Origin of the sequence: Virgibacillus halodenitrificans, assembly GCF_001878675.1 — a bacterium.
Classification (GTDB): domain Bacteria; phylum Bacillota; class Bacilli; order Bacillales; family Amphibacillaceae; genus Virgibacillus_Q; species Virgibacillus_Q halodenitrificans.
Map to the genome: position 1 here is coordinate 1172800 of NZ_CP017962.1, position 26185 is coordinate 1198984.

General features: G+C 34.1%; 13 protein-coding genes and 1 pseudogene. 12 read left to right on the plus strand and 2 right to left on the minus strand.

Translation table 11 applies throughout. The features are described from left to right. The first annotated feature begins 318 nt into the window (after positions 1-318). The 12 genes and pseudogenes from BME96_RS06200 (at position 319) to BME96_RS06255 (ending at position 22940) form a co-directional block, all read left to right on the plus strand. Complete coding sequence (locus BME96_RS06200) at positions 319-4101, plus strand: AAA domain-containing protein (RefSeq protein WP_071648635.1); 3783 nt, start codon at positions 319-321, stop codon at positions 4099-4101. A gap of 299 nt (positions 4102-4400) precedes the next feature. Further along, a pseudogene (locus tag BME96_RS06205) lies at positions 4401-4859 on the plus strand (ATP-binding protein); the annotation flags it as partial. A 176-nt stretch (positions 4860-5035) separates the two neighbouring features. After that, positions 5036-5665 (plus strand): BREX-6 system BrxE protein, encoded by a 630-nt coding sequence (gene brxE, locus BME96_RS06210; protein ID WP_071648637.1) that lies wholly within the window; start codon positions 5036-5038, stop codon positions 5663-5665. Then, entirely contained in the window at positions 5665-6453 is a 789-nt protein-coding gene (locus BME96_RS06215; protein WP_071648638.1) for a BrxA family protein, read from the plus strand. The genes brxE and BME96_RS06215 overlap by 1 nt, the downstream gene beginning before the upstream one ends. Further along, a complete protein-coding gene (locus BME96_RS06220; RefSeq protein ID WP_071648639.1) occupies positions 6434-6979 on the plus strand; it encodes a BREX protein BrxB domain-containing protein in 546 nt (181 codons plus the stop codon). Before BME96_RS06215 ends, BME96_RS06220 begins: the two co-directional genes overlap by 20 nt. A 13-nt stretch (positions 6980-6992) precedes the next feature. Then, positions 6993-10616, plus strand: coding sequence for a BREX system P-loop protein BrxC (gene brxC, locus BME96_RS06225; protein WP_197035844.1), 3624 nt, complete (start codon positions 6993-6995; stop codon positions 10614-10616). Between the two features lie 24 nt (positions 10617-10640). After that, on the plus strand, positions 10641-14195 hold the full coding sequence (gene pglX / locus BME96_RS06230; protein WP_071648641.1) for a BREX-1 system adenine-specific DNA-methyltransferase PglX: 3555 nt from the start codon (positions 10641-10643) through the stop codon (positions 14193-14195). A gap of 19 nt (positions 14196-14214) precedes the next feature. Further along, positions 14215-16767, plus strand: a complete 2553-nt coding sequence (locus BME96_RS06235; protein WP_071648642.1) for a PglZ domain-containing protein — start codon at positions 14215-14217, stop codon at positions 16765-16767. 8 nt (positions 16768-16775) lie between these two features. After that, positions 16776-18101: a BREX system ATP-binding domain-containing protein gene (locus BME96_RS06240; RefSeq protein ID WP_071648643.1), complete on the plus strand. Its 1326-nt coding sequence runs from the start codon at positions 16776-16778 to the stop codon at positions 18099-18101. Next, positions 18098-20233: a DEAD/DEAH box helicase gene (locus BME96_RS06245; RefSeq protein ID WP_071648644.1), complete on the plus strand. Its 2136-nt coding sequence runs from the start codon at positions 18098-18100 to the stop codon at positions 20231-20233. Before BME96_RS06240 ends, BME96_RS06245 begins: the two co-directional genes overlap by 4 nt. Before the next feature lie 164 nt (positions 20234-20397). Next, the gene (locus BME96_RS06250; protein ID WP_071648645.1) at positions 20398-22485 is read left to right on the plus strand and encodes a DUF262 and DUF1524 domain-containing protein; all 2088 of its coding nucleotides are present in this window, start codon (positions 20398-20400) and stop codon (positions 22483-22485) included. Positions 22486-22544: 59 nt separating this feature from the next. Next, entirely contained in the window at positions 22545-22940 is a 396-nt protein-coding gene (locus tag BME96_RS06255) for a (deoxy)nucleoside triphosphate pyrophosphohydrolase (protein WP_071648646.1), read from the plus strand. A 459-nt stretch (positions 22941-23399) separates the two neighbouring features. Here the strand turns inward: BME96_RS06255 and BME96_RS06265 are convergent, their stop codons facing one another. Beyond that, positions 23400-25832, minus strand: a complete 2433-nt coding sequence (locus BME96_RS06265) for a DEAD/DEAH box helicase family protein (RefSeq protein WP_156035964.1) — start codon at positions 25830-25832, stop codon at positions 23400-23402. Further along, positions 25829-26155 (minus strand): nucleoside triphosphate pyrophosphohydrolase, encoded by a 327-nt coding sequence (locus BME96_RS06270; protein WP_071648648.1) that lies wholly within the window; start codon positions 26153-26155, stop codon positions 25829-25831. Before BME96_RS06270 ends, BME96_RS06265 begins: the two co-directional genes overlap by 4 nt. Between the last annotated feature and the right edge of the window lie 30 nt (positions 26156-26185).

Below are 26185 nucleotides of genomic sequence, written 5' to 3' on the forward strand. Positions count from 1 at the left end.
GTATGTGAGGGGTTATTTTTTTATTTAAAAATCATCAGTAAAATCAACTCCCAAAAACAAGAGCGTTTACTCGAAGAATGCTAGGAAGAAATTGTAGACCTAAACCATCAAGCGAAGCCAATACTAGATTAGCATATTTGGTTCTATTGAAACTCAAGAATAACTTGCTGGAGACTCAAATTTAACTAATCAAGAATTCACTAAATTAAAAACATCAAAAAAATTAATTCCCTTTTAAAGTGGTCTATTGACGTTTATAATTAGTATGATAGAACTATAATACTACATAGATTATCAAAAATATTAGGTGGTTTTTAAATGAAGGAAAAAATGATGTACCTTAAGGATCGGTTGAATGATCTAAGCCGAAGAAACAGGTCAATTCGTATGCTGAAAAAGTATGATAAATGGTCTTTTGACTTAAGTATGCTTAATCAATTGGATAAAGATCCACAAACTATAATTGAAGCTATAATCACAAATAAAGGGAAAGCAGACCTTTTGAAACAAGATGTAAAAAATGAGAATGCTCTAAATCTTTCTGGTAAATTAACCTCGCTTTATCGCAACTTAAAATCCATTGAAGAAGAAACGGGACTGTATGATCTTTATCTAGGCTATCCCTTTATTAGTGGGAATATGATGGATGGAACATACATTAGAGCTCCTCTCTTCTTATACCCTGTAAAATTAAACCGGATAAAAACTCATGGAACAAAATGGGTTCTAGAAACAATGTCTGATTCTGAACCAATGCTCAATCGTTCTGTGTTCTTAGCTATGCAAAAAATGAGCGACCTTCATGTCCCAGATGAGATGTATGATGAAGCAGAGCAGCAAGCAGAGGTCGTAAACTTTTCTAACTGGGCAGAGTGGCTAGATATCTACTCAGTGCATATTCAGGAAACGAATAATCAAGGTATATTGCCTTTTCCTAATTATACGAAAGAAACGATTCCTCAAATGGAAAAAGGAGAATTCCAATTAAATAATTATGCAATACTTGGGCATTTCCCACAAGGTAATTCTGCTTTATTAAAGGACTATGAGGACTTTATTCAAGAGTTAGAGGAAGGCAATTCGGATCTTGGTATAGTTAGTGATCTAATTAATATCGGTGAAACAACTTCTGAAGAAACAGATAACCTAGCGCAGGAGGACACCGATTCATCCAAAGCAGTAAAGAAAAAAGAAAAGGATAAGTTTTTCGTTCTGGATACAGATGCTTCTCAAGAAGAAATTATTGAATCAATTGATGAAACAAAAGGACTTGTCATTCATGGTCCCCCTGGTACTGGAAAATCCCAAGTAATAGTAAACGTGATCGCAAATGCAATTGCTGAAAATAAAAAAGTTCTTTTGGTTTGTCAAAAGCGTGCTGCCTTGGATGTAGTGTATCAACGATTAGAATCCTTGGGCTTATCTGCAAATGTAAGTCTGTTGCACGATGAGAAGGCAGACAGAAAAGGACTATATCGTAAATTAAATACAAGACTAACCACTGATCATTTTCCAAGAGAATTAGAAGAAGAGTTTGTTCAGCTCTCCAGTAAAATTGAACAATATGAACAGGAACTCGATGCTATTGCGAAGGGCCTTTATGAAGTCCAGCCCCATGGCTACCGGGCTTTTGATTTATATAGTCTAGGGAAACCAGTTCAAAATATGGATGTGATCCTTGAATTAAGTGATGTTATCGAGTCATTGAATAAGCATAATATGGATGATGTTCTTTCAACAATTCTCTCTTACGGAGATAACTACGGTAGATTTGGAAAGGAAAATTATCCTTTGAAAGATAGAAAATCTTTTGCAAAGCTAGAGATTAAAGATAGGCTGACAATTGTAGAAATCTTGAACAAAGCTACCAACCAAGCAAGAAAGAGCACGGAATTCCTGGAACACTTTGAACAAGATGATATCACACCTGAATATAGCTGGGGAGTTGGAAATAAACTAGAGAAGATTTATGAGGACTTGAACCCAAATGAGAAAAAGACACTTCAAAAATTACGTCTTTGGTGGTGGACCTCGTTAACAGGTAAGACAATTGTCGAGGAATTATTGGATGGAGAAAAGTTTAAGGGGTTGTCATCAAAAGAATGGCCGAAGCTTCGTGAAAGCTTAAGGGTTTTGTACGAACTCTCTAATGTTTCAGAGGATATGGACACAAAGATAAAGCAATTGTCCACTTATTTTTCTGATGAAAAGATCCAAAAGTACCATGATCAAATAGCGAAAGGTGATATTCCGTTAAAAGAATTGGAGAAACAACAGGAATATGTTACACAGGATTTTGAAGACTTACGAAATATGGGTAGAATTTACGATGAGAGTCTTCCATTCATCCAAAGGCTTATTGAAAAGTTGAAAGATAAAAGTGAAGATAATGTACATCGTTATATAAAGAATCAATGGGTTGATTATGTGAAACAATCAGCATACATCCACTGGATCGATGAGATTGAGAGTAAGCATCGTGTTCTTACAAAAGTTGGAACTGATGAATTCGAACGGTTAAGAGAACAATTTAGAGAGCTTTTAGAAAAGAAAAAGAATCTATCAGCAAAGGTACTGCAAAATAGATTGCTATTCACTTTATCAGAAGTTAAGGAAAACAATGCTAAAACAATCAAAGATATTATTCACCAAACAGGAAAGAAGAGACAAGTTTGGCCAGTAAGAAAACTTGTGCAGAAGTACTCTCTAGACGGATTATTGGATGTTATGCCTGTATGGCTTGTATCTCCAGAAACAGCCTCAGCTATCTTTCCTTTGGAGCAAGAAATGTTTGATATGGTTATATTTGATGAGGCTTCCCAATGTACTGTCGAAAATGGCTTGCCATCCATATACCGTGGGGAAAAAGTAATTGTCGCAGGTGATGAAAAACAATTACCACCATCTAATTTATTCAGAGGAAGTGTTCAAACAGATGAAGATGACGAAGATAATGAGTTAGAAGAGTCAGAGAGCCTTCTAAACCTATCAAAGAGAGTGTTTCCAAGTAAAATGCTGCAATGGCATTATCGTTCAAAATCGGAAGAACTTATAAACTTTTCAAACCACGCATTTTATAATGCTAATATTCAAATTGCTCCAAATGTAGATCATTTGAAAGAGCCATCAGCTCTTCAATGGCATAAGGTCGATGGTATGTGGATAAACCAAAGTAATGAGATGGAAGCCCAAGAGGTGGTACAGCTCTTGAAACAGTTATTAATTAAGGATATGAATAAATCAATTGGCATTATAACATTCAACGCGAAGCAACAAGATAAAATTAATGATCTAATTGATAGACTGGTTGAAAATGATGAAGAGTTTAATACTGTTTATCAACAAGTGATGAACAAAGATATGGATGAACGAATTTTTGTGAAAAACATTGAAAACGTCCAGGGTGACGAACGAGATATCATTCTATTTTCTATCGGTTATGCTAAAAATCAAGAGGGCCGTGTTTATAATCGATTTGGGACGCTTGGCCAACAAGGTGGAGAAAACCGCCTGAATGTTGCTATAACAAGAGCGAAGGAAGAAATACATTTAGTTTCTAGTATTGAACCGAATGAGTTAAATGTTGGTAATACGAAAAATGATGGCCCTCGTTTCTTAAAACGCTATATGGAGTATGCACGTGCTGTATCTAATATTAAAAAAGAACAGGCAGAATTTGTGTTATCGGATATGAGTGATGAAGTAAATACAAAACGAGAACAAGAACAAGGCGATCTTAGTTTTGACTCTCCTTTTGAATCCCAAGTATATGAACAATTAACGAAAATGGGCTATTCAGTTGATACACAAGTAGGAATGTCCGGTTATCGAATTGACTTGGCTATTGCTCATCCCAAGGACAAACATAAATATATACTTGGAATAGAATGTGATGGAGCTATGTATCACAGTGCACCTTCCGCAAAAGAAAGGGATGTATATAGACAACGATTCCTTGAAGGGAAAGGCTGGAAGATTGCACGTATTTGGAGTAGAAACTGGTGGAAAGATCCGAATGGTGAGATGGAAAAAATTGATCAACTGATTAAGAAAATAATAGCGCAGGAGAAAAGTAAAGAAGCTTTAAAGCAACATGGATAGTTATTATTAGAGTCATAATATACCTTATGGCTCTTTTACTTTTTTAAAAAAAGTGCACGTATTTTTAAATTCCCATTCCGCCAATCTCACGTTACAATGAACCTAATATTTCATCCACTGGTCACAAAACTAGAAATTACCAATATAAAAGGGGGAGAATTCCAAAATCGGGTCTGTACACTCTCCTAACATCTGGTAAAATAGGTATATCGACACTTTTCGTGCAAATTTCCCGATTTTTATAATAACAAACTGCAGATGAAGGGGCTCATATGTGAGTTTAAGAAGCTACCAAGGTAGAAGTCCGTTCCTGGGATAATTCTATGCAATGTATGTATCGTGTGCTCATGGATCCGGATATACCGAAGAACTCTGGAGTAGCGATTGAATATCGAATACCTTATTCACCCAAGCGTGTGGACTTTCTGATCACTGGAAAAAGTAAGGAGCAGGAGACCGTTGTAGTAGTTGAACTTAAACAATGGGATAAAGTAGAGAAGATAGATGGAAAAGAAGCGATTGTAAAAACTGCATTCCGTCACGCTTTGGTGGAAACCATGCATCCCTCCTACCAGGCATGGTCCTATGCTTCTTTAATAAAAGACTACAACGCAACGGTACAGCAGGATAATATTGATCTTTATCTTTATCCTTGCGCTTATTTACATAACTACATTGTAAACACACCTACAGATCCGCTAACAGATAATGTTTATCAATACTACATAGACCAAGCGCCTGTATTCACAAAGGGTGATTTTGAAATCAGTTTTTAATTATCTGCTTTAGTTAAGTATTTATCTTAATAGCAGCTGTGTATATTACCTTTTAAGTATTGTAAAAATAAGCTATATTTCTTTTTCTAAATATCTTTATATGCAATAATAAATAAGAATAATTCTATATTTATAACCATATTTCAGAGGTGACTCAGGTGAAAAAAGTTTACGATCTAATATTAAATAATATTGAGGATAGTGATATACAAGATCGACGTGTTTCAAAGAGAAACTTAGCAAAAGTTATCTATTATCGTTTAATGATAGCCCGACTTGGAGAGGAGGATAATAACTTTTGGTGGGAATCTCGTATCTTAGGTACAGTAGGTAGAATGAATCTAATGCCGTTTTTACCACGTAACTTTTACCAACAAAGACTAGATATGGCCCAAAAAAGTGTTCGGCAGAAAGAACTACATAGTATAAGTGCTAATAAGGTAATAACTCTATTTCACTTTGGATATGACTTTGAAAAAAAAGTATATGAACCAGCTGTTAAAATACTCTCATCAAGAAAAGAATGGAAGGATATCCTTCATGAAATAGAGGCAATAGAAAATTATTCATTCGCTCCACACTGGGCTAGGGATTTTTTTAATGAACCACGTCTGGATACATTTGATAATGTATCAGGGGAATCCTATGAATTAGGTTCGAAAAGAAGGCACTTTTATATACATAATGAAGAATTAGAAGAGGTTATTCATCAATTAATTTCTGTCTATGATTATGCTAGGAGAGGCCAAGTTACAATACCGTATTATAAAAGGGTTGCTGTAAATTAATGATTAAGAAATATACTGCAGATTTAAAAACAACAGGGGCAGTTCTTGAGGATTCACTTAGAATTCTTAACAGGCTGTCTGAATTGAATAGCATTAGGGCGTTAGAAGATGAGTTATTTGAAAATAATTTATTGCTAAAAGCATCGAAACGCCGGATTGAGAACGTATATGGTTCAATTAAAAAGAGATATTTACAGGACCTTCACAATAAACCTGTTTCTGAAAATCCACTCTTATTAGCAATACAAAATATGAACAAAGAAGAAGCCTTTTACCTTCTTTATTATCATATGTGTATGTCGGATAAGGTATTGTATGACTTTGTTGTTGAGGTAGTTTTTCAGAAGTACATCAAGGGCTTTTTAGGAGTTTCAAGTGATGATGCAGGGGAATTTTTACTATCTTCTTCTATAGAACATGAAGAAATGAAAAATTGGTCCGAAAGAACCTATAAGGATTTAAAAAGTGCCTTGATAACCGTTTTACTTGAAACAGGCTTTCTCTCAAATAGACGTAATCCAGTATTTAATGAAAATGTATATTTTTCAAATAGAATTTTTGGTTATGTGCTTTATTTTAATAAGTATTCAATTTTGACACTTGAGGACTATTACAACCACAATGATTTCAAATTATTTCTACAAGATAAACAACAAAGAAAGATGATGTTAAAGGAATTAGAGTTAAGTGGAGTCATTCACTTAGAAGAAAATAAAGAAACTGAAATACATTATAAGTTTCCATCTTTAAAGGAGTTTGTTGTCCAATATGTTGTCGGAGAAAATTAATCAAATCAAAAATATGCTTCTTAATGATCAAATAGCATGGAGTCGCCAATCGGGTGTCCCCTTTATGCTTGTTGCGATTAGTCCTAGTGAACAATTATATTTAAAGCCTAAACTTGAAGAAATAGAGCAGGAAGGTAAAACACAAGGATATAAAGTCGAAGTTGTCAATCTGGAAAAATTACTTTATAAACTCTTATTAAAAGATGAAAACGGTGATTTAACAGAGCTGTATGAATTTGAAAAAGAAGACTATCCGGAATTCATGAAGGAATTGCAGAATACGATGCTTAACCTACTATATGAATGGATTTTAGAAAGAACAGAAAAATTGGGTGAAAAAGGACGAATGTTATTCACTCGTGTTGGCTGTACAGCACCACACTTTAGACTCATTCAATTACTTTCTAAATTGGAGAATAAGGTATCGATACCGCTATGTTTTTTTGTTCCCGGTACAGTTAATTCAAGGAAGTTTATAATGCTCGATGATGTTGATATTAGTGGCTCTAGAGCATTTTATTTATAAAGGGGTGAGACGATTGACTAAGATACATGAAATATTTCGGGAAAATATTAATCGTGATATTAATCCAGTAGTCAAAGTTCAAGATGAAAATTTGGCCCATATTCGTCAGGAACTAAATGAGTATGTTATAACAGATCAAATACGAGATCACTTTAAAAAGGCATTTACTAATTATTTGAATGGTAATAATTATTGTTATTGGATTTCAGGCTGGTTTGGATCAGGTAAGTCCCATTTCACTAAGCTGCTAGGGCATGTTCTTGGAAATTATGAATTTGGAGATACAACTAGTTCGGAAGTATTTCTAACAAGAGATGTATCTAAAGATCTACAAACACTTGTTCAAGAAATCCGTACGAAATATGAAACGGAAATTCTAATGTTCGATATTTTGGAGGAAACTGCTTATGACAGTAATAATCAACAGCAAAGTATTTCTATTACTATTTATAAACAGTTTCTTTCCTATTTAGGATTCTATAGTCATATTCTTTGGGTTGGTGAATTAGAATTTGATCTATATGAGTCTGGGTTATATGAAGATTTTAAAAGCGAGTTTGAAAAGGTAAGCGGTAAGTCTTGGGAAGATGCACGTAAAAAGCCTTCGCGCCAAAAGACTAAAATTGCAAAGACACTATGCAAGATTAAACCGGATGATTATCCTTCTGAGACAATTGCAATAGACATTATTAATGACATTAAAGATGACTTTTCTATGTCTCCCAAAAGATTAATTGAAGTATTTAAATCATATATTGAAAAGGAAACCCATGATACAGGTGAAGAGAAAAGGCTATTTCTGTTAATCGATGAAATGGGACAGTTTATGGCAAGAGATGATCAAAAAATTAGTGAGCTTCAAGGAATAGCGCATCAGGTTGAGGTAACCGGGCAAGGAAAGATATGGCTTGGCGTTACTGCACAAGAAGAGTTAAAAGCGGTTGTTGAAGATGCGATTAAATTTAACACGGAATTAGGAAAGATCGCTGACCGCTTTGGAGTGAAGATTCACTTAACACCTGAGAACTTAGATACAGTTCTTTATGAACGTGTATTAAAGAAAACTTCAGAATCAAGTTCAATACTAGAAGATGAATATGAGGAATATTCGGGAAAGCTGGTATCTGTTTTGCAATTTCCTGATGCTGATCGGAAGTTACCAGAGTTAACAAAAGAATACTTTGTTAAGGCGTATCCGTTTTTTCCTTATCAGTTAGGAATTATAAAAGATATTTTTGTAAAGTTTCTACAACGTACAGAATCAAACAAAAAACATGGCGGAACCAATCGTAGCATGATCAAAACAACTCAAGGAATATTAATAAATCCAGAGAATCACTTTGATGAAAGGGAAATCGGTAGTTTCGTAACGTTAGATCAGGTCTATGCTGAAGCAAGAGCTTCTGATTTTGTTCCTTCAACCGTGATTGATGCTATAAATGAAGTCGATAAAGCTGATCCGGAAAACCCTGATTTTACAAAAAAGGTGTTGAAAGTATTATATCTCCTTGATTCAATTAATTATTTACCAAAAACATTAGATAATTTAACAAAAATGCTTTTCAGTAGTATAGAACTTAATTTTCACGAACTAAAAGATATGGTTGAGTCTTCTCTTCAAAAACTCATTAAGGCTGGTTTTGTCGAGAGAGAGGGTGAAGTATATAGCTTTTTATCACCGGAAGAGCAGAATTTCCGTCATGAAGTACTTGCAGAGCAGGAAGAAGTTCGAACAAGAGATATTATGAAATATGTAAGGGATACAGTAAAGGATATATTTAACCAGAATAGGGTTTTATATAAACAAATACGTCCTTTTTCCATTAATCTGATTGCAGATGATGAAAAGTATGCCAACGGTACTGAAATTTCATTTGAGGCCCTAAGTCCGGTAATCCTATTTAATGATGAGACTCTACGTGATAAAAAGAAACGGGATTTGATAAGAGAAGAAAAACGCATTTATTGGTTATCTCATCCTAATGAAGAGATTGAAGATATGATTAAGGAATATCTAGCACGTCAATCTACAATAGCTAAACAACGGGAAAAAGCAGATGAAGAAAGGATGTTCTTTTTACGAAAGGAAGAGCAAAAAAATCAAAATTTGGCTTTAGAAATTAAAAGGAAAACAAAGGTATCTTTTCTAGCTGGATCGTATTTATTTCGAGGAAAAGAATATGATTTACCAAAAGGAGAAGAAGTTAAACCAATATTTGATTCTCTAATAAGTATTGTAATTCCAACAGTCTATACACGCTTTGACGATGCAGCAGTAAAAATTAATTCCTCACATATAGATGAGGTATTTAAACAAAATATCCACTCGGCGTCTGAGGTGTTTAAAGAATTAAATATTTTAGATAATGAACATCAAATTAATTCAAGTTCAAAGGTTTTAAGTGAAGTTTTAACAGAAATTAAGTCTCGTTATAAGCGGTTTGGGGTTTGCACTGGAAGTGATATTTTGGATTACTTTCAAGGCAACCAATACGGTTGGGATAGTATGGCAATCAGGTTTTTTGCTGCAGCACTGTTTCGTGGCGGTTTTATTGAACTAGAACTAAAAGGTAAATCAATAAGAAGTTATACCGAATCTGGTGTTAAAGAAATTTTTGAGAAAGAGCCGCATTTTAAATTATGCCAGTTTATAGAAGTCAAGAATGTTGATCCTGCAATACGTCAGCAATGCAAAAAAATATTAGAATCAGAGTTTGAGGAAAACGTTTCGGCTGATACAATTCCGGAGTATTATGATAAATGTATTAAAGTCTCAAACAATATTTTAATAAAAATTAGAGGTTTAATTGTTACAGCTAAGGAAAAGCGGTTATCGATTATTGATCAGCTACAGAAATTAGAAACGGCTTATAAAGAAATTGTTAATAAAAATCATTCTAGTGAAGTCATTATTTCTTTTGTGGATAAGTATCAACAATTAAAAGATGAAATGAGTTTTATGAAAAAATTCGACCACTTTGTTGAAAATGGTCAAATGGATTCCTTACAAGAAATGTTAAAGTTTATTTCGGATGTATGGTTACCTCAACATTTTCCAAAGGGAGAGGAGCAAGAAAATAAAGTTCAATCTATACTTAGTGAGATATCATCAAATGGATTCATTGATAATTGGGCTAATATTCAAGGTGATTTTTTAAATATCAAAAATTATTATGAAAAGTATTATAAAGAGCTTCACTCTAGAGTTATGAAAAAAATTGAGAACATAATGAATGAAATTGAGCAATTCCCGAAATTTGATTCATTTGATGTGTTTCAACAGAGAGAAATTCTGAATCCACTAAGTAAGCATTATGAGGAGGAAGTACCACAGAACCGTCGTAATTATGATTATTTAGAACAACTAGAACACGCATTACCAAGCTATAAACAGAATTCTATTGGAATATATGGTGAGTTTCTTGAAAAATTACGACAGCCTACTAATTTAACATCAGATGACGATGATGATAATAATTCTGAAGTAAAGAAACCTACTTTTAAACAGGTTGAAATTAGAGACATTATGAAAATGAAGAAAATCTCTTCGGAAGAAGAAATTAAGGACTATTTGAAAACTTTAGAAGAGAAACTAAAGGAAGAATTGAAGCGTATTGACTATTTCTTCTTATCTTAATTGAGATAGGAAAGGGTTGGTAAAATGAAGCCAGAACAAAAAAAGGCAATTAATCGTACCATATTAAAATGTAGGGAAATTTTAGAAAGTGATATAGAAAATCGCCTTGTTACTTGCGGTATTCTACTAGACGAGCCTTGGATTGAAAAAGATAAATTATCACTTTCAGATGAAGAAGAGCAAATCTATAAAGACCTTCGTGATGCTATTTCCAAGGAGATGAAAGGGGGGCTTTCTGAAAAGGAGGCCCTTATCTCCTATATTCGTGAGGTTACTTATACATATTTGAATCGTATAGCCGCTCTACGTGTTATGGAGGTTAGGGGGCTGATGGAAGAAGTTCTTATTCAACGAGAAGAATACAGTAATCGTTCATATGGTCACCGAAACTTCTTTGAAGTTGCACGTGAATTTTGTAAATCGCAATCTGATGAGGGATTGTCTTATTTTATTTCTTTAATATTTAATGAGATTTCGTCTGATATAGGGCTTTTATTTAATACGGAAGATGAATATTCAATTATTGGGCCAAGTAACCAAGCATTATTGGAAATCATTCATCAATTAACTACCGAAATTGATGAAGAATCATGGCAACAAGATGAGATAATTGGTTGGATTTATCAATATTTCAATGAAGAAGAAAAAGATGATGTTTTTGACCGTCTATATAATAAAAAGGAAAAGATAAAAAGTATTGATATACCAGCTGCAACCCAATTATTTACTCCAGATTGGATTGTCGACTGGATTATAAATAACTCTTTAGGGAAATTACATGAAGAAATAATAAATGGTGAAAGAGAGCATAAAAAGCTTGAGGAAATTAAACTATTAGATCCTGCATGTGGTAGTGGTCACTTTCTTATCAAGGCATATGATCTATTCTATAGATACTATGTTGAAGAAGGTTATTCAAAAGAAAAAATCCCGTTTTTAATATTAAGTAATAATCTTCATGGGATAGATATTGATGCTAGGGCAATTCAGCTTACCGCACTAATATTATATATAAAAGTAAGAGTTTCGCTAAAAGAAGCGGGAATAAATGAAGTAAAAGAAAATGAACTTACAGTAAACCTTGTTTGTGCCGATGCAGTTCTATTAAATGGTGAACGTTTGGCCAAAATGAAAAAACAGTTTGAAAATAATCCAACAGTTCTTCAAATGATTGAAATTATCTATGATGAATTTACTGATACACGTATCAAGGGAAGCCTGATTCAACCAGAAAAACAGTTATTGCCGCTAATTGAAGAATATAAGCAAGAAAAACACAGAAAGTTTAAGAAGAAGGTACAAAAAGAAGATTTAGGTCTTTTTGAGGGACTTGATGAGTTTGTAAGGGATCAAGAGGAATCAATTCTTTCTAAAGGTGAACAAGAGCTATTTCAATATCTGGAACAAATATACACACAAGCTGTAAAAGCGAAAGACATAAACAATTTACTTTTTGCAAGTGAAGTAAAAAAGTCAGTTTATCTACTAAATATCTTTATGAACAAATATGATTTGGTTGTTGGAAACCCACCCTATTTAGGAAAAAGAAATATGAACGAAACGCTAAAAAAATATTTACAGAAGCATTACAAGAAAAATTTTGTGGATTTATACTCTTCCTTTATTGAAAGATCTATGCATTTTCTAAGTGATGATGGTTTGTTGGGTATGGTCACACAACAGTCATTTATGTTTACAAGTAACTTCGAATCTTTAAGGGAGGAAATATTAAGTCATTTTAGCATAAGAAGTGTTTGTCATTTAGGCACAAATGCGTTTGATGAAATTAGTGGTGCTAAAGTTAATACAGTCATGTTTGTTTTTGCAAAAACAATACATGATAAAAAATTTAAGGGAAAATACATTAGGCTTATTAATTTTGATACTCCTAAATCAAAACAAGTTGCATTAATGAATGATGCTAAAGACCATACTTATTATATAAATCAGGAAGATTTCAAAAATATAAGTGGTATGCCTTTTGTTTATTGGGCTTCAAATGAAATATTGTCACTTTTCAAGACAAAAATACCACTTGAGAAATATGCAATACCGAGACAGGGGATGGCAACTGGAGATAACTCCAGATTTTTAAAATACTTTTGGGAATTTAAGGACCTTGATAGGAATAAATGGAAACCCTATTCAAAAGTAATTGACAATAGTGAGTATTACACTTTTTATCCGACGGTTGTTTATTGGGAAAACAACGGTGAGGAAATTAGAAAACATAAAAGTTCTGCTGTAAGGGGTGAGACATTCTTCGGAAGGGAAGGGATAATGTATTCACTAATAGGAAATAGATTCAAATCAAGGTATCTGCCATCAGGCTTTATTTTTGACAAAGGAAATTCTTGTATTTTCCCAGAAAAGATAAGTAATGTATATTTACTTGCATTTACAAATAGTAAGTTGTTTACATATATCATTAAACTGTTAAATCCTACACACAATTTTCAAGTTGGGGATTTAAAAAGGATTCCTATTGTTGAACCAAGTGACGATTCACTTAAAAATATAGAAAAAATTATAAACAAAATAAGAGATAACAAAATGGAACAACTTAGTCGAAATGAACTAAGTGTCACTTATGACCCGGAAAGTGTATTAAAGTTTAAGAGAGAATCATTTATTGAGTTTCTTAAAAACCAAATTATAACAGATTTATTCTATGAGTTGGAAGAAAAATATTATTCAGAACAGATAGATCATCTTATTTATGATATTTATGGTATTTCTGAAAAAGATATTTATAATATCGAAAATGAAATTGAAAAAAGTTATTTTACAAAAAGTAATCAGTATGTAATTGAAGATATTGAAGAATATGAAGAAGAGATAATAGCGGAACTTTCAGATAATGTTTTTAATATATATTCTTTATTAAGAAGCTATTCCATCGACCCATTCAAATTATTAAACTTCATTAAGAATAGGAATATCATTTCAGCCCACAATTATATTGAAAAGTTTTTTGAATTTTTATCATCAATATTAAGGAAACAGTTTGATAGTGATTCAAACAGTTCAGAAAAAGAGTTTATAATACTTGATAATGAATTTGTGGAAGGAATATTATTGGATGAAGTTGAACTCCTTTCAAAAGAAGAAAATATAGAAAATGATATAGAAGAGCTAGAGGCAATTTTAGGGTCAAATATATTAGGATGGATACTAAAAGAGTTCTTTAAGAGGCATGTAGGTAAATTTAAAAACAGACCAATATATTGGCATATTTGTAGTCCAAACAAAAATTTTAATTCAATTATAAATTATTATGCCATTACGCCAGATACATTATATAAACTGAAATCCAACCATTTAATACCGTTTATGAATAGTCTAAGTGAAGATATTGTTTTTTACAGAGAAAAAATGACTTCTTCCAATGATAAGAAACTTGCAAAGCAGTTTGAGAAAAGAGTTATTGATTTAGAGAAGCAAATAAATGATTTGGAAACCTTTGATAAACAAATTGATGAAATTATTGCGTCCGGTTATGAGCCAGATATTGATCAAGGAGTTTTATATAATATCAAACCGTTAAACCCTATTTTGGCGAAGAAAATAGAAAAATAATCGGTGAAGGGAGGTACAATTGAAGCACCTGCAGTATTTTGTAGGTGCTTTTAACAAAATTATGAAAAAGTCATTTTATGATATGGTCGCAGAAGACCTTAACAAACTCTTTCAAAAAAGTTCAGTTGTTATTTGGTCGGACAGGTATCAATCGTTTATAACTGAATACGAAAGATTCATTAAGGAAGAAGGTTTAAGTCGTTTCGTTTTTGAGGGAAGCTTTTTACAGTTGCGACACAAAATTGTCCGGTATTCCCCAAATTTTGAGAACCGTGTATTAATATATATACCCGGTAATTCTACCAATTTAACATTGTTAAAAGAATATGTATTTTTGGCAGAAAGTTATGATGATACCATAAGAGATGTTTTATCAAAACACTACAATATTAATTTACCTTTAAATAAAAGTGATCGTTTGCAAAAGCAATTACTATTTATTAAAACAAAGTGGGATATATTATCAGATGATTTACTTGAAAACTTGAATGAGGAAAAAATAGGGCAGTTTATTTTACAGAACCACTTATCAATGGATGAACTTGATAAAAAGGAAACAATATTGCGATTTATAACAGACAAGACCTACTATCAAACACTAAAAGAGCTAGAGAATTTACAGGCCTTTTGTCAACTGGCTGATGAATATTATGGCTTTCTTATTAACGAGCAACAGTCTTATGAAGAGATTGTTACGACAATAGCGAATACATTAATTAAAACTGAACTGTCATTGGATATTCAAGATGAGAACTATACTACAGATTCCAAAATAACACATAGACGCAGTGAACTGTTTAACCTTTGGTCACAGCATGATTATTATCGTAGTCACTTTGAAGAGTGGTCGAAAGAGACATCAAATGAATTTAAACAACAAATTTCGTTAAAAGAGACGGAAGAGTTATATTCAATAAAAGGTTTTTCAGTAATCGATGAGGAGTTATGGCGGCGGATCGTAAAACGTTTTTTACCGGACGAATTAAATATTGACGTACTAAAACAACCTTCAATTAGCGAATTTATTCTTATTGCAGAAGCCCGGATAACAAGGGCAACGGATAATGAGTTTATCAACAAATGGAGTTCGTTGGCTCAGCTATTACATTTTATTGTGGAACTGAACAAGTTTAAGGCTTATATTAATCAAGTTTCTCCGTTTGAGAATCCTGAAGGTATTGTTAAAGAATATATTCAACAAAAATGGTGGGCCATTGATTATAGATTTAGGAAAGCTGAAGAACAATACCAATCAAATGATCCTCTTATTTTTGCTCTTATTAAGTATGCTAATGGGCAATACATACATCAGTTTTTAAAACCTTTAAACACTCAATTTCAACAAAGTTTTGAGTCAAAACGGGACTATTCAATAGAAGGAATAACTCACCAGAGGCATTTTTGGAACGAAAATATAAATGATTTAAATAGAAAGACGGCAGTTATTTATGTAGATGCACTACGTTATGAAATGGGTACGGAACTACAATCTCTAATTGATGAAGAGTGGAAAGTAGAGGTTAATAGTATGCTCTCTTCCTTGCCTTCCATTACGAAGGTCGGGATGACCGCGTTATTACCACTTTCCAATTCAGTCTTGGAATGGAAAAAGGAAAAAGATGACTTTGTTATTTTTTCAGAAGATAATACGCAACTAAATACGAAGAAGGACCGTATTAAGCTTCTAGAAGCTATTTTAGGATCCAAAGGAAAGATTGTTAATCTGGAAAATTTTTATAAATTGTCTAAGAACCACATACAAACAGAAATAAATGGTAAGGACACTATTATTATATATTCTAGCGAAATTGATTCAACGGGAGAAAATATTGAGGATTCAGCTGTTTATATGTTCCCGCACCTATTAAATAAAATAAAAATAGTGACTGAAAACTTATTAAGAGCTGGAGTTGACGAAGTTGTAATAACAGCTGATCATGGATTTTTACTAACAAACGGTCTGGAGGGATGGAATCAGGTTACCTTGCCAAATGACGTAGAATCTGTGAAAAGGTCACGTCGATATGCTATTGCAGATAATAGAGTTAAAGGAGACTGGATTGTTAAAGAACTAGCTTGGTCTCATCATAAAGGTGACTTTTATCAATATTATCCTTCAAGTAATTATTATTTCACTGCAAGTGGTGGTGCGAAATTTAGTCACGGTGGTATAAGTATTCAAGAAGTTATTATACCTGTTCTTACGGTATCATCAAGGAATATATCACTAGATTATATAGATGACCCGCGTATAGAACAACAAGGGGCATTGGACGAAGTAATAAAGGCAGATGAAACTGTAGATATTCAGGATCAAATTAAGGCATTTCTACAGGAAAATAAGGACGATTTAACAAAGCGTGAGAAATTCTTGTTAAGTTGTTTCCTAGATAGTTCAAAGTGGAATGAAAATGAACTTTTACAACGGGCAAATACAAAAGGGATTAAATTTAAATCCGTTTTAGTTTCTGAAGCAATGTCTGGTTTGATTGACAAAATGGAAGATGAGGGTAAAGATTGGTTTAAAGTTGAAATGATAAATGGAACAGTGTACGAATACTCCATAAAGTAGGTGAAGAAATGGATCTAAAAATAGGTGAAACTATATTACGTGCTTTAAGAAACGGTACAGTTCCAAATGTAGGAACCCACTTATTAATAGCAGGAAATAAGGAAGAAAGAAGACATTTAAATAATGAGTTAGAATATATTTCATTTGATAATGATGGACATGCTGGATTTAAATTTTTATATGGTCCGTACGGTTCTGGTAAGTCGTTCCTATGTGAAGTATTAAAAGAGGATGCGCTTGAAAATAATTATGCTGTCTCTGAAATTGTAATTAGCAAATCCGTGCAACTTCAGAACTTCGAAACTGTTTATCAAGCAATTATGACCGGTCTTAGAACTAAAAATCAGCGGGATTATTCAGCATTTAGACAAGTTATTCAAGAATGGCTTTCTAAAGAAAAAAGGGAAATTATTCGGAAATTTGATCTTGATCCAGATGAGAGTGATGAAGACGAAGAACAACTTATGAACTTATTGGAACAAAAGATAAGCGATGAACTTTCGAAAGCCAACGCAACATCGCCGGGTATTGTTCAAGCCTTTCATAGCTTCTACAAAGGTCTAATGGAGGGTGATCGACAGCTTTCTGATTGGGCGCTAGGTTGGATTGCAGGGGATGCCAGTATTGATAGGGTAGCTAAATCCAAAATTGGAGTAACTGGAAAAGTTGATAAAACGAATGCTTTTGAGTTTTTACTTGCCCTTCTCCATATTTTAAAACTTTCAGGCTATAAAGGATTATTAATCGTTATTGATGAGGTTGAAACAGTTAGAAAGGAGCGCAGAGATATTAGATATCAAGCGTTCGAAAATTTAAGGTTTCTTATTGATATGGTTAGTAAGGATCGCCTAAAAGGGTGCTATATGTTGTTTACTGGTACAGATGATCTTATTGAGAATGAAGACCGGTCTATTAAAGAACATGATGCACTCTTTTCAAGGATAAAACCATTATCACTACAGCATAAAGAGGGTATCAAAAAGGTTTTTTCAACTCCTCTTTTGAAGCTTAATCGTTTTTCTACAAATCAATTGGTCGAAGTAGCACATAAAGTTCGTCAAATTCACGGGGAAGTACACGATTGGCTGTCAGAAACGGTTATTGATGATGCGTTTATAAAACAGTATGTCGAATCATTTACAATAGCTTTTGATCGTGAAGTGTCAATTTTACCCAGAACATTTTTAAGAGAATTTCTATTTGTGTTGGACGCCGCAAAGGAAGGAAACGATGTTCACTCCTTATTAAATATTAATCCGGAGGTCGTACAAAGAGTAAGACATAATTTTGAAGTTGCCGGTGGAAGAGAAACGGCGGTAGATATTGAATTATGAGTAGTAATTCCTTCTCGCTATTAAGTAAAAGGCTACAAAATGGAATCATTGATAAATTGGAATGGAAATCTTTACGAGATGTCCAAGAGGATACGATTCCTGCTATATTGTCGGGTAATAATGTCATTATACAAGCAGCAACTGCTGGGGGAAAAACAGAAGCTGCTTTTTTTCCTATATTGAGTATTATTAACGATGAAGGTTTGCCCCCTCTATCGGTTATTTATATCAGTCCAATTAGAGCATTGCTTAATAATCAGGAATATCGACTAAAAGGTTTAGGGTCATTGGTAGGAATTGACGCGTTTAAATGGCATGGTGAAGTATCAACAGGAGATAAAAGGCATTTTAAAAGAGATCCAGATCATATAGTGGCTACAACTCCTGAATCACTTGAGGTTCTTTTAATGAATGGAAGCGAGCCGTGTGTTAACTTATTCGAGCATGTTCGTTTTATTGTGATTGATGAAATTCATTATTTTGCTAACAATGACCGAGGAATTCAACTTATGTCAATTATAGAAAGAATTCAGCAATATTCTAAGTACGACATTCAGCGAATTGGACTATCCGCAACAATTGGAAATCCTAATAATCTATTAAATTGGATGCAGGGTTCGAGTAAAAGGAACCAGTCTTGGATACAGCCTAATTTAAATAGTAAAAGAAAGACCAAGCTTTTTATAAGATATGTTGATGAATGGTCAGAAGAGGAATTGCAAAGCAAAGTACTCCCCTTATTGAAACAACAAAAGAGTTTATTTTTTGCTGATAGCAGGTCTTTAGCTGAAAAAGTCGCAAATACCATAAAAAATTTAGGAGTCCAAAGTAGATTGCACCATTCATCTATATCTAAGATTTACCGAGAGCAGACTGAAACACTTTTACAAAGAGAAAGAGAACTAATGGTTGCATGTACTAGCACAATGGAATTAGGAATTGATGTTGGAGATTTAGATGTTATCCTTCAGTACAATGCTCCCAATACAGTATCTTCGTTTTTACAACGGCTAGGTAGAACTGGAAGAAGAGAAGGACGGGCAGCACACTATGAATTTTTAACGGTGAATAAGGAATCACTATTAAGAAGTATTTCATTAATTGAGTTAGCGCGCGAGAAATGGGTTGAATCCGTAAAATTTCCAACACATGCTTACCATGTATTAATCCAACAAATCTATTCTACAATTAGGGAAAAGCAAGGTGCAACATATGATCAATTAACGAATTTGATAAAAGATAGGAGGAATTTTAGTAGTATAAGTGAAGATAATCTACAGAAACTTTTAGAAGGGCTTCTCAAAATTGGTTATCTATCAGTAGTTGATGGAATTTATTTTTTATCAGATCAGTTAGAAGAAACCTTTTCTCGAAGAAACTTTTTAGACCTATGCTCAGTATTTGAGACAACTCAAGAATTCATGGTGAAACATCAAAATCGTGAAGTTGGTACACTAGATTCTTGGTTTGTAAATGCCTTTTATAAGGATAATGAACCATTCCTTTTTATATTAAACGGTCAAGTATGGAAGGCAGCTGAAATCGATAAGGAACGATTCATTATACATGCGAACAAAGCTGAAAAGGGCGCTATTCCAATATGGCAGGGATCCGGTCAAAAAACTTCTTTTGCAATTGCTCAGCAGATACTAAGAATCTTATCAAGTCATGATAGCTTTCCATATATCGATCAGTATGCTTCTCAAAGATTAAAAGAATATCGTATGGATTTTCAACACTTTGGAATGAAACCGGGAATGATGGTCATTGAAGAAGAGCCTAAAGGTTTTACCCTAAATACATTTGCTGGTGACGAGGTAAACTATACCCTAGCTACTTTGTTAAAGCATTATACCAGTGCAGAAGTCAAATCAGATTATCAAAAAGTGAAGTTTAAATTGGAAGACTACCCTTATGAACGTCTTGAAAAAATAATTCAGGGGATTCAAACTGACATTACTAGTGAAGATTTACTTGTTTTAAGAAATTATATTGGAGATATAAATATCGCGAAGTTTCAAAAATATCTACCAGAGTTTGCTGAGAAGTCATTTATAGTTGAACAATTGTTTGATCTAAAGCAACTCTTAAGTTATCTGAGAACTATTGAGATCGTTTTTAGGAAACTGTAAAATTGATTCTAGAAATGGATGAGACTTTAAAAGTTTTTATTACTAAACATATCATATACTTCTTATTTTAAAGCAGAACTCTAAATTCTTTTGCGAGTAATGGAGAAGAAAAAAATAATATGTTAAGAGAATTCATAGTAATAATATGATGTGGAGAGATATGTATGAAAGCAAACGAAACTAATTTATTGAAATTTTTACAAGGAAGTAAACAATTTATAATTCCAATCTATCAGCGAAAATATAGTTGGGATATAAAGCAGTGTGAGCAATTATGGCAGGACATAGAACGAGTAGCGTTAAACGAAGATATTAAAGCTCATTTTATTGGTTCGGTGGTTTACGTCGAGCGAGGTATTTATAATGTATCTGCTGTTCCACAACTATTAGTGATTGACGGACAACAACGACTGACAACACTTTCGTTAATGCTATTAGCTCTACATAACTCACTAAGAGAAAGAAGTGAATCTATTAGTGGAGGTATAACAAGTAAAAAGCTTAAAAACTATTATCTAGTTAATAGTGATGAAGAAGGGGAATTATACCATAGATTAATCCTAACTAAATCAGACAAAGAGACGTTGATGGCCTTGATTGAAGATCGTATACCACAGGAAGTTGCTGTTAATGTTCAAAGAAATTATGAATACTTTGTAGGGAAAATCCAATCCATGAAAATGAGTATGGATGATTTGTATCAAGGACTATCCAAATTAATTATGGTGGATATCGCACTAGACCGAGAAAATGATAACCCACAATTAATATTTGAAAGTCTAAATTCTACTGGTTTAGATTTGAGCCAGGCAGACCTTATACGAAACTACTTATTGATGGGGCTTGAACCAAAAGTACAAGAGGATCTGTATAATCGGTACTGGCTTCCAATTGAAAAACGGTTTGGAAATTTATCAGACGCTAAAGTATTTGATCGCTTTATGAGAGATTATTTAACCGTAAAAACAGAAAGAATTCCTAATATAAGAAATATCTATCAAGATTTTAAGGAATATATTATGCAGCATGATGACCTTGATATTTCAGACATATTAAAAGATATGCATCTTTACTCCAATTACTATTCGAATATCGTGTTTTTACAAGAACCTAATCCCAATTTAAATGAGGCGCTTAAAAATATAGATGCATTAAAAGTAGATGTTTCACACCCTTTCTTGCTACAGGTCTATAAGGATTATGATGAAAAAATACTTTCAGAAACAGATTTTTTAACAGTATTGCGATTAGTTGAGTCCTATGTATTCCGTAGAGCTATTTGTGGAGTTCCAACCAATTCTTTAAATAAGACATTCGTAACTTTAATTAAGGAGATTAATAAAGATTTATATGTGGAAAGCCTGGAAGTTGCCCTTGTACAGAAAACCAGTTACCGTCGGTTCCCAGATGATGCTGAATTTATGAGGGAGCTACAAGTTAAAGACGTATATAATTTCCGAAATCGAAATTACTTGTTACGTAGATTGGAGAATAGTGGGCGGAAAGAAATAATAGATATAGATGCATATACTATTGAGCATATTATGCCCCAAAATGAAGACTTATCTGATGATTGGCAAAAGGAACTAGGAGAAAATTGGAAAGCATTACATGAGAATCTTCTGCACACAATTGGTAATTTAACACTAACAAGATACAATTCCGAGCTTAGTGACAAACCTTTTTCGTATAAGAAGACTGTTGAGGGAGGATTTAATGATAGTCCATTGCGATTAAATCGTAGTGTAGCAAGGCAAACAGTCTGGAACAAACAAAGCATTGAGAAACGTGCAAATGTGCTTGTAGAAAAAGCTAGAACCATCTGGTTTTATCCAAATGTTACGGAAGAAATGAAAAATATAATTTTAGATACGAAGAAGAAATCACCAAAAAGTGGTTACACTCTGGAAAGTTATGAACATATGAATGGTGCTACAAGAGACCTTTATGAAGAATTACGAAAACGTATTGAGAATATAGATAGTTCCGTTCGTGTAGAGTATACAAAGTTATATATCGCATTTAAGTCAATAACTAATTTTGCAGATATTATACCCCAGAAAGGAAAGCTTCGTATATCTTTAAACCTACCTTATAATGAAATAAACGATCCCATGCAACGATGTAGGGATGTTACCAATATAGGAAGATGGGGAAATGGGGATGTAGAGGTTAGTCTAAAAATTGTAGATGAACTCCCTTATATAATTACTTTGATACAACAAGCATTTGACTACCAGATGGAGAAGTGATTTTAATTCCATAAATACAGGAATACTTCTATGGTAGATAAAAAAACAAGGTGATACAAATGAAAAAAGACATACACGTGGTCGGCGCCGTCATCATAAAAAACAATAAAATCCTTTGCGCCCAAAGAGGTCCTTCTAAAGATCTCCCAAACAAGTGGGAGTTTCCAGGCGGGAAGATTGAAAGTGGAGAAACACCACAGCAAGCATTGCAACGGGAAATTAAAGAAGAAATGAAATGCAATATAGATGTTGGGCCACAGGTGGAGCATACTAGTTACGAGTATGATTTTGGGGTTGTCCATTTAACTACCTTCTATTGTAGCCTTATGGGTGGAGACCCAACACTAACTGAACATATTACCATCAAATGGCTTCCACCTAAGCAACTTCTAAATTTCGACTGGGCACCGGCAGACATACCTGCTGTAGAAAAGATAATGAATGATTTTTCATAAAAATGTAGGCTATTCATTAATTTGAATAGCCTTTTTAGTATAATGAAACTATAAATTAAAACGTGGGGTGTAAGCTTTGCTAAAACAAGGGATCTATGAAGAAATTATAAATAAGCAAATTAAAAATGATCTTGTCTCCCTGGATACTTGTTTATGGCAAACTAAAAATGTAGTCTTTGGCAGTTAATTTATGTAGTGGTTTTAGAAGTTGCTGCATAAATAGAAAAACCACTTGCCAACCTCTCCAAATAACTTTAAACTCCTCGTTGGACCAACAACGTTCGACAGGAGGATATTAGGAGATGTTAGCGGTGGCTCAAATTGATTATATCAGACATGAAGTAAACCAAAAAGGAGAAACATATGCCAATGTAGGTAAAAGAATGGGGATAGACCCACGCACAGTTAATAAATATGCGAATCAAGAAGTTTTCGAGAAGAATCTGCTCGCTATCAAAACTATTGAACACTTCCTTTGCTTTTCCTCTCAAAATACCACTGCATCTTATACCCACTGATCTCCCCAGTCATTCTATGCAAAATCTCTTGATCCTCAACATTTACAATGAAATTAACACCGAATTTCCCATCCTTAAAGAAGACTAGCCCATCCTTGCCAACCCACTTACTCATTGGCATATCTGCTATCAACTTAGCAACTTTCTTTTCATCATATTCCCACATCGCTTTTGTGTTTTTACTCGAGAAGTCAATCTGCTTTCGGTAGTTCTTTTCCATGTAGAACTGATGAAAATACGGTGCGACTTCTTCAGGTGTTACAGGTACTAGCCAATCAGCAGGGCCTTTATCAAGTAAGTATTGGAGGACTACCATTTTATACGATTTGGTCATCGTTTCTTTTTCTACTTTACTTAACCAATCATAATGCTTTTCATAAACAGTTTCTTCATGTTCGCTTAGTTCTCCGTATGTTTTTAAGAAGGCGAAGTAACCACCAAACGCTTGCTTGTATTCTTTGGAGTTTATGCTGCCATACAGATGCACTTCTCTATATGTCGGCCTTCTGCCAAGCTGTGTTTTGACCTGATAATAATCTTGGAAGATCCGATCCCTTCTTGGACTGCGCTTTTTCCGTAGTTCTTTCAACAAGTCTACTACTGCAGTGTCCAGATGAACCTCGCATGCACTCGGTACGACAGGCTCTATATTTTTTCTTGTACCATTCTTGTCATTCTCTTCAATATCAAGGACACTCAACTTGGTGTCAGCATAGCGATAATTACCAATTAGATCAATAATGACACATGAATTCTTTCCAGCAAATGTACGTAGACCTCTGCCAATTTGCTGTGTGAAGACGACGAGTGATTCGGTCGGTCTTGCAAATAAAAGCGTATCAACAGATGGAATATCTACCCCTTCATTAAACAAATCCACAGTAAAGATAATATCGAGCTCGCCGGCTTCCAGCATGCGGATGCTTTCTGTCCGTGAGTAGGTTTTGGATTGTGAAGTTAATGCAAGTGCATGTGCTCCATTCTCATTAAAGTAGTTTGCTAGAAATTCTGCCTGCTGAATGGAAGAGCAGAAGCCAAGTGTCCGGGTTTGTTTTAATTCTTTCCACTTGCTGTAAATATGCTTTGCTCTGTCTGTTTGCAGCTGCTGGACCATGAGCTCATGCTGGTCATATTTTGTGCCTAACCAGCGGATGGAAGAATAATCAATATCATCAAGAATGCCATGATAGGTAAAGGGAGTCAGCCAACCGCGCTGGATTGCTTCGATAAATGTGATTTCATAGGAGACGTTTCCTTCACAAATGGCAAACACATCCTGCCCATCTGTCCGCTCAGGTGTTGCTGTAAGGCCTAAAAGAAATTGTGGTTCAAAATAGTCGATAACATGCTGATAGCTTTTCGCTGCTGCATGGTGAAACTCATCTATAATAATGAGGTCAAATGCATTCGGAGCGAATTGATGTAACTGTTCCTGGATACTAAGGGTAAAGATCGAAGCAAAAAGCATGTCCTTGCTTGTATCCTTTTCCAGACCATAGAAAAGCCCACCTTGCTCACCCATAACCTGTTCAAAACTTTCCTTAGCCTGTTTTAAGATTTCCTCTCTATGTGCAATAAAGAGTATGCGCTTATACCGTTTGGCAAAGAATGCTGCTAAATAGGTTTTACCAAGTCCAGTGGCCATCACAACCATTGCTTTGTTGTATTCTTCTTCCAATGTAGCTTCAAGCGCAGTCAATGCCTCGGTTTGCGCTTGGCGTGGCTGGAGTTTGGCTGGATAATGAGCATTAGGCTCATTTGCTTCAGCTGGTAATGGTTCTTCTTCAGAAGGTAACGTTAGTTCCACTTCTTCTTGCTTGGTCCACGTTGTGAGGAGATCTGCATGGGTTGCGTGAAACTGATCATATTCTTGCTGATAGATTTTTAGTGACTCTGCATTAATAGACATCGTTTCATTGGCATAAAAAAGCTCAATAAATGCTTCCATTGCTTCATCAAACGTAGTATTTGAAGCAGTGCGCTGCATTTGCAAATTCCATTCCACACCTGACGTATATGCAGAACGGGACATATTGGAGGATCCAACAATCAGGGAACCCTTTTCCTTGTGTTTAAAGATATATGTCTTTGGATGAAAGGAAACACCATTACTTTGCCATAAACGAATTTCCAAATTCTCCTGCTGAAGATTCAGTAAACGATGGAGCGCTTTTGGCTGGGTGACATATAAATAATCACCGGTTAAAATCTTCACATCAGCACCATTTTTTAGTGCATGCTCCAACGCATCAAAAATCATCTCGACACCTGACTTCATAATAAAGGAGCTTAAAATATAAATGGTTGAGGACTCCACCATCGCCTGCTTTATTTCTTCATGCAACTGACTTGTATGTAAGGAGATGTCCCTCAATCGTCTTCAACCTCAATTAAATAGATTTTTTCATTAAAAGCACCGCGTTTTTCAGCTTTGTCTTTTCTAACCTTTTCTACGTCATCGATTGTAGCACCATGCTGTTGTGCAAGTGCATGCATGAGTTCCAGCACGTCTGCAAGCTCCTCCAGGGCTTCTTCATCTGTTGTTGCTTCCTGGTATTCGGTAACTTCTTCATTTAACTTTTTCTTTAATTCTTCTATGTATCTTGTATTGTTTAGTATTTCTGTTTTTAACTCTTTACCAGTAGAATGAATAATTTCCGGGATGCGATCACGGACTAATTTATGATATGTCGGCATTGTTTCTCCCCCTTTACGTTTAGTTTAATA

Bases quoted from the DNA above. Each gene is read 5' to 3' on its own strand.
- BME96_RS06200 (WP_071648635.1), top strand. From the start codon at position 319: ATGAAGGAAAAAATGATGTACCTTAAGGATCGGTTGAATGATCTAAGC.
- BME96_RS06215 (WP_071648638.1), top strand. From the start codon at position 5,665: ATGATTAAGAAATATACTGCAGATTTAAAAACAACAGGGGCAGTTCTT.
- BME96_RS06220 (WP_071648639.1), top strand. From the start codon at position 6,434: ATGTTGTCGGAGAAAATTAATCAAATCAAAAATATGCTTCTTAATGAT.
- pglX (WP_071648641.1), top strand. From the start codon at position 10,641: ATGAAGCCAGAACAAAAAAAGGCAATTAATCGTACCATATTAAAATGT.
- BME96_RS06240 (WP_071648643.1), top strand. From the start codon at position 16,776: ATGGATCTAAAAATAGGTGAAACTATATTACGTGCTTTAAGAAACGGT.
- BME96_RS06245 (WP_071648644.1), top strand. From the start codon at position 18,098: ATGAGTAGTAATTCCTTCTCGCTATTAAGTAAAAGGCTACAAAATGGA.
- BME96_RS06250 (WP_071648645.1), top strand. From the start codon at position 20,398: ATGAAAGCAAACGAAACTAATTTATTGAAATTTTTACAAGGAAGTAAA.
- BME96_RS06255 (WP_071648646.1), top strand. From the start codon at position 22,545: ATGAAAAAAGACATACACGTGGTCGGCGCCGTCATCATAAAAAACAAT.
- BME96_RS06270 (WP_071648648.1), bottom strand. From the start codon at position 26,155: ATGCCGACATATCATAAATTAGTCCGTGATCGCATCCCGGAAATTATT.